Source organism: Chryseobacterium endalhagicum (genome assembly GCF_016745235.1).
In the GTDB taxonomy this organism is placed as follows: Bacteria; Bacteroidota; Bacteroidia; order Flavobacteriales; family Weeksellaceae; genus Chryseobacterium; species Chryseobacterium endalhagicum.
Genome location: NZ_JAELVM010000003.1, coordinates 180,345 through 192,394, shown reverse-complemented (window position 1 = coordinate 192,394; position 12,050 = coordinate 180,345). Strand labels below are relative to the sequence as shown.

Below are 12,050 nucleotides of genomic sequence, written 5' to 3'. Positions count from 1 at the left end.
CGTAAGCTATGAATGAAAAAGTTTCAAAACAGATCATGGCCCTTGCTGAAAAAGATTTGGCAGTAAGGGAAAAATTAGCTTCAGAAGGTAAACTTTCAGGCGGATACAATCCTGAAATGGAGCTTGTTCACAAAGAAAATGCAGAACAGCTCAGGAAGATCATTGAGGAAATAGGTTTTCCTAGCGTTTCAAAAGTAGGAGCGGAGGCCAGTGATGCTGCGTGGCTCATTATTCAGCATTCTATCGGTGAGCCTGAATTTATGAAGGCGTGTTACCAAATGATGATTGAAAATAAAGGCGATATCAATCCCTCAAACATTGCATATCTGTATGACCGGATTCAGGTATTTCAAAGCAAGCCACAACGGTACGGAACTCAGCTTACGGCGGAAGGAATTCCTTATCCTGTAGAAGATAAAGATATTGTTAATCAGGAACGTTTGAAAATGAATCTCCCGCCCTTCCCGCAGGAAGTGATCAATGCAATTCCGGATGTTGAAAATATTCCTGAAATAGACGGAAAAGACGCAGATTATACAGTATGGCGAAAAAAAGTAGGCTGGATCTCTGATTTTGAGTAATGATTAATTTGAATGGTTAATTTCAAATTAACCTTGTTTCTGTTTAAAGGAACAAATAAAAAAAGGTTGAACCCATAATTTCCGAAAAATTCACCATTTATATCTCATCCATTTGATGCATATTTGTATTAAATAGCAAACAAATGATCTTAAAAATTATCAATTCTATACTTATCCTTGCTGCCGTTTTTATGGGCATAAAGCAGGGAACAGCCATGTTTACGGGAAAACCTGAAATGACTGCTATGTTCGGAAAATGGGGCTTTGATAAGACCGGGCTGATGATCAACGGGGCAGTAACGGTTATTGCGGCTGTACTGATTTTATTTCCCAAAACATTTGTCTGGGGAAATTTTCTGATGGCTGCCGGAATACTGCTGATCATCTGTTTTCACCTTCAGGACCGGGATTTTAAAGGGGTAATGATTGAAATCCCATTTCTTCTTCTCAACCTGGTGATCGTCTGTCTTCAGCATCCTTTAAAACAATAAACATGCAATATTTTATCATTACAGCTCTATTTTGCCTGTCATGTACAGCATGCGGCCAGAAAACACGTGAAAGGAACACTCAAAAATCAAATACAACACAAAACCAAAAGAATATGGATCTATCAAAAATAACCGACGAAACGGTAAGACAGGCTGTGCAGGCATTACAGGATGGTGATCAGAGCTGGTATACTTATTTTACAGAAAACTCTGTAATGACGGATGACGGCAATACCGTGGATTTTAAATCTTTCTTCTCCAATGCTTTGGGAAAAGAAAAATTCCTCACCATAGACAAGGTGGAAAATGATGGAAAAAATATTTACGGAAACTTCCAGGCAGGGAAGTGGGGAACATTTCCTGTATTTTTCCGGTTTCATAAAAATAATGAAGGGAAATTTGACCGGTTGGATATCGGCCAGGCAAAATAAACAAAATCTTTGGATCTTATTCGGTTCCAGATTATTGCAAAAGCTTTCCGGATGGGAGATTTCTAAGCTCATGAAGATCTGTTCATGCAGGATGTAAATGTTTTTTGATAATGAGTAAAAAAATATTTTGTCAGTTTCAAAAAACTTTATATATTTGCACCACTGAAAACGACGGTACAGCCGTTATTCAGGAGAGATGGCAGAGTGGTCGATTGCGATAGTCTTGAAAACTATTGACTGTAACAGGTCCGGGGGTTCGAATCCCTCTCTCTCCGCTAAGAGGGGTTTCTTCAAGAAGCCCCTCTTTTTTTATCTAAAATAAGCAGTCCTTTTTCTTTTATTTTCAGGTGGTTATGAGACAGTATGCCCATCATTGTGGGTGTTCGATAGATACGGTTTTCATAATATAAATTGCTGTCGAACACCAGATTTACAAATTTCCTTTTTTAAAGCGTATCTGACTGAGAATATGGTCATGTATTAAATAATGATGTGTTTATGATTAAACTTTGAAATCAGTGGAATGCTTGAAATAATTAATTATTATCAACGATTTTGTAGAATTCTTATTAATATTTTTACAATTATGCTTCATAAATTTCATTTTTTGTAACAAACAACATTATCTATCGCCTTATAAGGATATAACAATTCAAAAAACACAATTATGGAATTGACAGTAAATAATATTAGTAAAACCTACGGAAATGGTTTGAAGGCTTTGGATAACGTTAATCTTACGATTGGCAAAGGAATGTTCGGATTATTAGGTCCCAATGGTGCGGGAAAGTCTTCCCTGATGAGAACGATTGCAGGCTTGCAAGCGCCGGACAGTGGAGAGATTTTCCTGGGAGATATCAACGCTTTGACCCAAAAAGAAGAACTTCGAAAAGTTTTGGGATATCTTCCGCAGGATTTTGGTTTTTATCCGAAAGTGAATGCTGTGGACCTTCTCAATCATATTGCAATTCTTAAAGGAATTTCAAGGAAATCTGAACGAAAGGAAATCGTAGAAGGCTTGCTTCATCAAACCAATCTCTTCGAAGCTAGAAAAAGAAACGTCAGCGAATATTCAGGTGGGATGAGGCAGCGTTTCGGAATTGCTCAGGCACTTTTAGGAAATCCAAAACTGATCATTGTGGATGAGCCAACGGCAGGTCTGGATCCCATGGAGAGAAACCGTTTTCATAATCTCCTGAGTGAAATAGGGGAAAACACAATCGTTATTCTTTCCACTCATATTGTAGATGATGTGAAAAATTTATGCAATCGTGTGGTTGTCCTGACTTCTGGACAAATTATTTTAGACGGAACTCCGAAAGGCGTTATAGATGATTTCCAGGGGAAAATCTGGAAAAAACTAATTGAGAAATCTGAAGTTGAGATCGCGAAAGAGCAGTACCAGGTTATTTCTACACACATTTCTGAAGGGAAAGTTGAGATTCGTGTTTTTGCTGAATCTCAGCCAAATGCAGATTTCATTCCTGTGGAATCTAATTTGGAAGATGTGTATTTCTCCAGTATCACAAAAAAAATGACAACCCATGTTTAAGGAGTTATTTTCTTTCGAACTCAGAAGTGGTTTCAAAAAATGGAGTACACAGATTTATTTTTTTGTATTTCTAACGCTTGGGGTGCTCTTAGGGCTGGCAAGTACTGGTGCATTCGACACTTCTACTTCAGATTCTATTCTTACTAAAAATTCTTCTTTGGCAATCGCAAGATTAATTGTTGGGATGAGTGGTAATATTATGGTGCTTATCAATGGAATTATGATGATCAGTATTATGGCAACAGCTATCCAGAAGGATTATGAATATAATTTCCACGGCTTATTGTACACAACACCCATTACGAAATCCGGATATTTTTTCGGAAGATTTTTAGCTAATTTTCTGATAGCAAATTATGTCTTTTCAGGAATATTGATTGGTTATTTTTTTGGATCTCTTTATGGAATTGGAACTCCGCAGTTAGGCCCTATTAATATTATAAATTATATTTGGCCGTTTCTGGTTTTCACAGTAGCCAATACATTGATCATTGGATCCATATTTTTTTCATTGACAACCATTACCAGAAGTACTTTAGCAGCATATCTTTTCTGTGTTATTTTGCTTTTGCTATCCATATTGAGTGACAGTATTCTTTCTGATATTGAAAACAAGGATCTGGCTTCGCTTATGGATCCTTTCGGGAATTTTGCATTGAGACAAGTTACCGAATATTGGACACCTTACGAACAAAATGAAAATACAGTTGCACTTTCGGGTGTTTTGCTTTGGAACCGTTTACTCTGGATAGGAATTGCACTTTTATGTGTTGGGGTAACGTATTTTAAATTTGATTTTAACCAGTTTTTACAGCCATTTTCTTTGTTTGGGAAAAAGAAAACAGTCTTAGAAGAAACATATACCAATTCGGACAGGTCATTGCAGGAAATTCTCAATGTTCAAAAAGATTTTGGATCGATTGCGAAACTGAAAGAACTTTTTTATCTCTCCTTTTTCGAGGTGAAAAGAATTGTTTATACACCATTTTTCAGGATTATTGCTTTCATCTTTGGTGTTCTGCTGATTGTGATTTCCAGATATATGAAGTCAATGTATGATGCGGAGTCCATCCCTGTCACTTTTTTAATGGCGGAGATGGGGCAGGAGGGCTTATCTTATTTTCTGCTTTTGCTAATTGTTTTTTTCTCAGGAAATATCGTTGGGAGAGAGCGTGAAAATAAGATTGATGAACTGATTGGCGTAACCACGGTTTCCAATTTTAACCTTATGTTTTCTAAGTTTCTGGGAATGGTTTGGATGGTGTTGATTATGCAGATTTTCTCTAATTTGATTTGCATAGGGATTCAATTTTACAAAGGATTTTATGATATTGAACCATTGACTTATTTGAAATTCAACCTTTATAATCTGCCTTATTATCTGGTTTTGATAGGCTTTAGTTTGTTTGTCCAATTGATTGTCAATAACAAATATTTTGGATTCTTTTTAGCAATTTTCCCAATTGTTTTCCTTCCGATTTTGTATAATTATTTGGAAATGAATGACATTTTGTACAGGTTCAATTCCAAAGGCCCAACACTTCCTTATTCAGCTTTGAACGGTTTTGGACAGGTGCTTTACAGCTATTTCATTGTGAAATCGTATTGGATCCTGATGATGATGTTCTTATTATTCATTGCACTTTTAGTTTTTCCGAGAGGCAAGGAAAAAGGATTGTCCAAAAAATATCTTTTATCAAAAACATCATTCAGATTAAAACATAAAGTTTTACTGTTTTTGTTCTTGTTCTCAACGGTTGGACTTGGTGCGTTTATCTATTACAATACCCACATTTTAAACTCACAATATTCAGACGTCGAATCTGAAAAAATGAGACTTGAGTATGAGAAAAAATACAAGTATTTAGAAAAAATAGATCAGCCGAGAATCGTTTCTTCGGACTTAAAAATTGATCTTTCGCCAGAAGATCAATCCTGGAAAGTGGATGGATATTACTACATAAAAAACAAACATCAAAAAGCAATTGATAGTATTATCATTAGATATCCAAACAATCTGGATGGTCATTATTCTTTCGATAAAATACAAGTGTCGGGTGCAGGAAAAGAGATTTTCAATGATGAAAAATCGGGATTAAAACTTGTTAAACTCAACAATCCCATTCAGCCTGGAGATTCAGTTTCGATTCATTTCAAATACGAATTCAAACCGAAAGGATTTGCCAACAGCGCAATAACAGATATCGTGAAAAATGGCACGTTCTTCAATTCCGGTAATTTGCCTGGTTTGGGATATAATTCGGATGTTGAACTTTCAGAAAATTCTGCGCGAAAAAAATATGGTCTGAAGCCAAAACCGAGATTGGCAAAAGTGAACGACCAGACAGCTAGAATGAATAATTTTATTTCAACTGATTCTGACTGGATCCGCTTCCAGACTCAGATTTCGACCGATGATAATCAGATAGCAATTGCGCCGGGCTATCTGCAAAAAGAGTGGAAAGCGAACAAAAGAAGATATTTCACGTATAAAATGGATTCACCGATTCTTAATTTCTATGCCTTTCTTTCTGCTGATTATCAGGTGAAAAAAGCAAAATGGAACAATGTGAATATCGAGATTTATTATCAAAAAGGACACGAATATAATTTGGACAGAATGATATCTTCCATCAAAAATAGTTTGACCTATTACACCAAAAATTTTGGACCCTATCAGCACAGGCAGGTTCGCATCATCGAGTTTCCGAGATATGCTGCTTTTGCACAATCTTTCCCAAATACTATTCCATACTCCGAAGAAATTGGTTTTCTGACTAAAGTCGAAAGCGATAAACCAGAAAAAATAGATGTTCCCTTCTATGTGACGGCTCACGAAGTGGCACACCAGTGGTGGGGACATCAAGTTGTTGGGGGGAATGTGCAAGGAAGTGCTATGATGTCCGAAACATTTTCACAATATTCAGCCTTGATGGTGATGGAGCACGAGTATGGTGCTCCGGCTATGAAAAAATTTCTGAGTTATGAGCTTGATAAATATTTGCAGGGCCGAACCAAAGAAACGAAAAAAGAAATGCCTCTGATGCTGGTGGAAAATCAGAATTACATTCATTATAATAAAGGAAGCGTCGTAATGTATGCACTTAAAGATTACTTAGGAGAAGCAAAACTGAATTCTATTTTAAAAAAATATCTGGATCAAACCAAATTTCAAGAGCCACCTTACACCAATTCGGTTGAATTTGTAGATCTTCTGAAAAAAGAGACGCCTGACAGTTTGCAGTATCTTATCAAAGATTTGTTTGAAACCATCACGCTGAATGAAAATTATATTAAGGATCTTTCCTACAAAAAAGTTGGAAAGCAATATGAAGTAAAACTTACGGTTGGAAGTGCAAAGTACCGTGTTGATGGAAAAGGAAAATCGAAGAAAACTCCTGTTAACGATTATGTTGATATAGGAGTCTTTGGAAAAAAATCTATAAAGTTTCCTGAAGGTAGGGAATTGATTTTACAAAAAGTTAAAATAGATAAACCTGAGAAAAGCTTTACTTTCTTAGTGGATGAAGAACCTTTGCAAGCCGGAATAGATCCTTACGCAAAACTGATCGACCGGAATGTGAAAAATAATGTTCACGATTTCAAATCGAAGCCAAACAAAGTAAATCTGGATGAAGATGCAAAATCTGGAGGCGGAGGAGTAGGCGTTACGGTGAGTGCCGGTGATTAATTGGTAACAATTTAGGGGTAATGTTTCAAACTCAGTGATTTGATAATTTTCACAGCTAATAATTTGAATATCAATTAAGATAAAAAATGTTAAAGTTTAAAATTCAAGAGCAGGTTATCCTGCTCTTGTTTATTTTAGCGATAAAAAAACATCTTTGATTGAGGACCATTCTTCGTGTATCAAGATTAGCAATACAGGATTTGTAAAAATTGTTACTTGGAGAATATCATAAAAACGGAACTACAAAGTACTATTCAAATAGAAATCTCCTATTACTTATTAATGTATGGTATTACACTCCTCAACTAGAAAATTAGCGGGTTTGTATTTTGCTTCCAGGATTTAAACTTCTTCGGTTTTGGAATCTAGAAACCTTACCGGCATAATCACTAGTCTAAAATGAGCTGCTAAATATTTGAAGCAAATGGAGAATAGTAAATGTTGTTAAAATGTAAAATTACCTGCCTGGATTTCTTACTGTTTTTTAATAGATTTATGGCCAGATAATTAGATTATGAGAATTAAGTTAACGATGATGTTCGTAATGTTGTTCACAACAGCTATGGCACAAAAACAAATTAATCTTACACCCGAAATTGAAGTAACGCTTTCAAAAGGGTTAAATATCTTTGATGATAAGGAAAATACAGAATCCATAAATAAGATGGTTAGGAGTGGAATCCCACCAGAACCTTATAGATTGCTTGTCACTGATTTCGCATATAAAAAAGGCAATATCATTGTTAGATTTTTTGTTGGAAAAAGTGAATGGCCTACTGACTATAATGAGGATAAAAGGCCAAAGTATAATAAATTGAACACCAGACACGTCAAAGACACGAGCTTTTTAATTTTGGATTACCAGATCGGAAAAAAGTCCTATCATAAGATTGAAGTGAAGAATACAAAAAGCAAGGATGTTGTTACCATTGAAATCGAGTACAATGCGTTTGTAAATGGGGAGAAACAGAGAGCCGGGGATTTAATGAAGGAATTATTAGAGGGTTTTAGATTCAGATAAGCCCGTTAATAGTTTATTTTCGATTAAAGTTTCCTACTACTATTAGATACAGTTCAAAAAAGTTAAAAGACGTATCAAGTGTTCTACAGTGGTTCCTTTCAGTCCGCAAAAGCAAGAGTAAAACTCAGAAAATGCTTAAAAAGGTATCAAACCTGCAATTTTAATTAATTGCAGGTTTTTTTGTTGTTATAGCTGATATTTCAAAAATACTTGCTGCATTAAAAAATTCTCTTCTTACACCTCCTGAATTTTTTAAAAACAGGTTCAGAATTATAAATTGGAACACGTTTTTATATTTAAATGATTTGTTTTCAATTAGTTAAATTATGTCAATATAATAAGTTCACATTTATCCTGCGGAACATTCTAAGCCTTTCCCATGCCTAATTTTGCATCATAAATATTTTTATGAATGCAGAAAAAAGCTTTGCCCTCATCAGAATATTTCAGGGCTGGCGAATGAATTAACCGAAAGCCGATATCAGTTCAGGAAATATGAAAATGCTTTGCATTATCATTTTCACCCGTCAAAAATCTGTTTCGGACCTTCAGTATACCAATAAAAACTCCAATAAAGAAGCTAATTATTATTTAAAAAATAAAAAAATGAAAACACTCCTGATTTTTTCGATGATTTTGAACAGTTATTTTCAACCCAATATGGCGACACCCATTACCAAAGAATATCTGAATTATTCTATTGTAAAAGATGATAAAACCATTGGTAATATCCGTGTGGAGCGTTCTTTGAAGGACGATGTCACCGAATATCTTTTTGAATCGAGGGCTAAAGTAAAAATCCTTTACAGTATTGAAGTTTACGACAAAATGGGGGTCACTTTTAAACAGAATATTTTACAGCAGGCCAAACTTTACCGGACGATGAACGGGAAACTAAAAGTGAACAATACGGCTACCTGGAACGGAAGTTTTTATAATCTTTCCGACAAAGATGGCGCCAATGGTTCTTTGAAACAGTCCATTTTCAGCTCTACTGCAAGTCTGTATTTTAATGAGCCCGGCAATATAAAATCTGTTTTTTCGGAGAAATTCCAAAAAATGATTCCCATTCAGAAGATTAATTCCAAAAAATACAGGATCGATCTGCCGAACGGAAATACAACTACCTACACATACAACAATGGAATCTGCACTTTAGTTGAAGCCAATACGGATTTTGCGAACCTGAAGTTTGTTCTTGATATGAAAGCCAGATAAAAGAGGTTAAAGGGTATTTACGGGAACAGTTCAAACGATCTCTCGACCTGAAAGTGCTTTAGAAATATATAAAAGTATTAAAAAAGCTATAAGACCTGCCTATTTTTACAATTTGCAGGCTTTTCTTTTTTTTATAGTTACTGAAAAGCTGGCTACCTTTTTTCATTTTTTAAAATGGTCTGTTTCGGGGTAAAAGAAATGATCAGCCGTTATGTATTTTTATGTATATTTCCATGTTGATGACAAGTGACTGAAAATGAAATATCTACCATGAGACATCTTCTTTTCTGTTTTGTTGAAATTCAAAGCGAAACAATAAAACTCAAAAAGACACACGGGAGTTGGAAGAGCTCTGATCATAGATTCTCAATAATAAATTCTGAAATCCATGGAAAATACAAATTATAAAAAAATAGGTTTAGCTGTATTCTCAATACTTATGATTCTTTGTAATGGACAGCAAAATTCACAAAATAAGGCTAAACAAAGTTCCGGGAAAATAAATAGACAGGGTAGTGCTCATTCAGCAGCAAATAAAACAACCTATATTGCTCATGTCAATGCAATGTCTCCTTATGAGTTGTACTTAGATGACATACTTATTGATTTCTATTACGGAGACAACATGAGCAATACAACTGAATTGAATCCATACTTATTAGGGAATGGAAAACATACCTTAAAAATCAGGTTTCTTCCTAAAAAAGATTCCCCTGATACAATGGTACAGCCAAAAGACATTATTTTTAATGAAACCGCGAGATGGCACATTTATTTTTCCAAAATTGTTCCGGACAAAGGTGATCCTTTAGGGTATTCAAATGAAATAGATTATGCTAAAAGCGAGTTGAAGATTCAGGCTCCTCCGGAAAAAGTTGCTTTTTGGGAGCAGACCTGGGAGGTAGATGTTAAAGATTTGCCCTACCACGTAACAGGCTGGAGTGAAAGCCAGGATCTGAAGAAAACAGATAAAGATGTTTTGCAGAAAGAGGTAGTAGCGTATTTTTCTAATATCAAAGATTTGCTTAATAGCGGGAAAATTGATGAATATCTTAAATTGCGTACAAAGGAAGATGAGGAATTGGATGTGGTCACCTATACCACACCAGAAGATTCAAAAATTGATTATCAAAACAATAAAGAAAAAATGTTGAAGTTATGCCCTGGAAATATGCAGCCAATTGATCATTATGAAATGAAAATCTATGGAAATGGAAAGCTGGTGACACTGGTGATTCCCGATGGCAAGTTCAGAAACTGGACTGCATTAATAAGTAAAACACCTAAAGGAAGGACAACAAGCTGGGGTATATTATTGCATAAACCTAAAGGCTCAAGTACTTTCGAAATTATTAGGAAATAAGGGGGAGTAAGATTTGAATTGCTGCAAAGTCAGTTCAAAAAAAATTGTAAGAGCAAAAGCAGTTTAATTTTCACTCAGTTAAAAGAAACAGCTTAGAATCGGAGATTCTAAGCTGTTTTTATTTCCAAATGATATATAAATATCTTATTAACTCAATATATCACACGGTGCCACGCAAATAACCCACGGGCATCTTTTTATTCCCGGTGGCGGGCAGCATGCTTGGGAGCAGCTCAAGGCTCCTCCATTGATCGCTTTCAGCTGATCTCTTGAAATTTTCTTAGAATTTTTCATAATAAAGTAATTGGGTTAAATTTTAAAAATTAAGGCTGATTTCCGCCGCCACATCCGTCGTATGCCGTGCATGTCCATTTTCCGCCGATCATGCAGATCTGACCGCCCGGACAGTTGATTCCGCCTTTAATGGTTTTCATTTCCTGTCTGTTGATTTTTTTTAGATTTTTCATAAGAATAGATTTAGTTGTATCCGAAATTAATCAATTTTCCTTAATTGAAATGAAATATTCTGAAATTTTAACGTTGCGGGGAAGGAGGGTAAATTTACTCTTTCGCCTTTATAAGTATATTTACAGGTATATTTGAATATCAATGACTATAATTGAACGAAACGAAGAGAATTTTAAACATTATGGCTCAACCCTGCATGAAGAAGATTTGATTTACCTCTTAAATAAATACGTTGAACCCATTTCTGACAGGTTTTATGGTGATGGATATTGTGCTTCTGTTACGCTGGATGACGGAACGTTTCTTCCCTGTGTGGTATTCCGGCATAAAAGAAAAGCAATTGAGAATATTTATCATGCACTCCATGAAAAACGCTATGGTATTATAGACAAAAAGCCTTATGATACGGAGTTTGTTCAAAGAGGCATCATCGAACATGGTCTTGTTTCTGAAAACATCCTGAAGTTTGACGCTGATGTCGTAAAAGTTGAAACATGTGAATATGCAATGCCTGAAAAAATTATTCAGGGAATGAGCAGTACACCCACGCATTATTTCCTTGTAAAATTTAAAGATGGAACTTATGAAAATTTCCGGCAGGGAGAAGGATACTTTTATGAAGTACCGGCTCAGAAAAAGCTCGAAGACATTGTCGAAATATTTAATTCAACATTAATACTGCAAAATGATGAAATTATTGAATTAAAAAATTTGATGGACTGGAAAAAGAATGAAGCAGTTTTAAAAAAGATACATATTGCGAGACCTTATTTTGTCTGCTATATTGGAAATTCTGATTGTAATGACTTTGCTGAAAATATAAACCATCTTAAAAAAGGTAAATAAAATGTTTTTAGATCGCTCTTCCCAACAAAGGAATATGAAAAAAAATCAGAAGAAAACAGGGAAGATTTTCCTGTTTAGTTTTATCGTTTTAACAAATAAAGCGAATATATAAATGATTTCACAATCGTAAATAAAAATTGAATTATTTTAATAGGGTTTTTATGTAAAACGTTATGAGTTTAATGTTAAATTCGATAAAAATTAATGTAATTTTGCAGTATTCTAAACATCTGTTCCATTTTATGCCTAACTTTATAGGTGTATGAATTCAAATTTGAAGTTTTTGTAAGTATTTTGACGAAAAGGTGAATTTAATTAGTTTGCTTTTTATCAGCTATTTACTGTCATAATAAGACAAAAATTACTTTAACTTTGCAAACTGAATGAC

General features: G+C 34.8%; 11 protein-coding genes and 1 tRNA gene. 10 read left to right on the top strand and 2 right to left on the bottom strand.

Annotated features, from left to right (window positions below):
• Window positions 1–8: 8 nt before the first annotated feature.
• From JET18_RS16630 to JET18_RS16590, 9 genes are all read left to right on the top strand, one after another.
• A complete protein-coding gene (locus JET18_RS16630) occupies window positions 9–581 on the top strand; it encodes a DUF6624 domain-containing protein (protein WP_202092861.1) in 573 nt (190 codons plus the stop codon).
• 143 nt (window positions 582–724) lie between these two features.
• Window positions 725–1,072, top strand: coding sequence for a DoxX family protein (locus JET18_RS16625; RefSeq protein ID WP_202092859.1), 348 nt, complete (start codon window positions 725–727; stop codon window positions 1,070–1,072).
• Between the two features lie 113 nt (window positions 1,073–1,185).
• Entirely contained in the window at window positions 1,186–1,503 is a 318-nt protein-coding gene (locus JET18_RS16620; RefSeq protein WP_228728578.1) for a hypothetical protein, read from the top strand.
• A gap of 190 nt (window positions 1,504–1,693) precedes the next feature.
• Window positions 1,694–1,778: transfer RNA gene (locus tag JET18_RS16615), tRNA-Ser, on the top strand.
• Between the two features lie 392 nt (window positions 1,779–2,170).
• Window positions 2,171–3,055, top strand: a complete 885-nt coding sequence (locus JET18_RS16610) for an ABC transporter ATP-binding protein (protein WP_047454033.1) — start codon at window positions 2,171–2,173, stop codon at window positions 3,053–3,055.
• Window positions 3,048–6,746: a M1 family aminopeptidase gene (locus JET18_RS16605; protein WP_202092855.1), complete on the top strand. Its 3,699-nt coding sequence runs from the start codon at window positions 3,048–3,050 to the stop codon at window positions 6,744–6,746. The genes JET18_RS16610 and JET18_RS16605 overlap by 8 nt, the downstream gene beginning before the upstream one ends.
• A gap of 514 nt (window positions 6,747–7,260) precedes the next feature.
• Complete coding sequence (locus tag JET18_RS16600) at window positions 7,261–7,767, top strand: hypothetical protein (protein WP_202092853.1); 507 nt, start codon at window positions 7,261–7,263, stop codon at window positions 7,765–7,767.
• 606 nt (window positions 7,768–8,373) lie between these two features.
• On the top strand, window positions 8,374–8,985 hold the full coding sequence (locus tag JET18_RS16595; protein ID WP_202092851.1) for a DUF6134 family protein: 612 nt from the start codon (window positions 8,374–8,376) through the stop codon (window positions 8,983–8,985).
• Between the two features lie 388 nt (window positions 8,986–9,373).
• Window positions 9,374–10,348 carry a hypothetical protein gene (locus tag JET18_RS16590; RefSeq protein ID WP_202092850.1) on the top strand — a complete coding sequence of 325 codons (975 nt, stop codon included), beginning with the start codon at window positions 9,374–9,376 and terminating at the stop codon, window positions 10,346–10,348.
• A gap of 147 nt (window positions 10,349–10,495) precedes the next feature.
• On the opposite strand, the gene JET18_RS22005 is transcribed toward JET18_RS16590, so the two are convergent.
• Window positions 10,496–10,642 (bottom strand): bacteriocin-like protein, encoded by a 147-nt coding sequence (locus tag JET18_RS22005; protein WP_449507496.1) that lies wholly within the window; start codon window positions 10,640–10,642, stop codon window positions 10,496–10,498.
• Between the two features lie 29 nt (window positions 10,643–10,671).
• A complete protein-coding gene (locus JET18_RS16585; protein WP_202092849.1) occupies window positions 10,672–10,815 on the bottom strand; it encodes a bacteriocin-like protein in 144 nt (47 codons plus the stop codon).
• A 142-nt stretch (window positions 10,816–10,957) separates the two neighbouring features.
• Between JET18_RS16585 and JET18_RS16580 the strand changes: the two genes are divergently transcribed.
• Entirely contained in the window at window positions 10,958–11,662 is a 705-nt protein-coding gene (locus tag JET18_RS16580) for a hypothetical protein (RefSeq protein ID WP_202092848.1), read from the top strand.
• The last annotated feature ends 388 nt before the right edge of the window (window positions 11,663–12,050 follow it).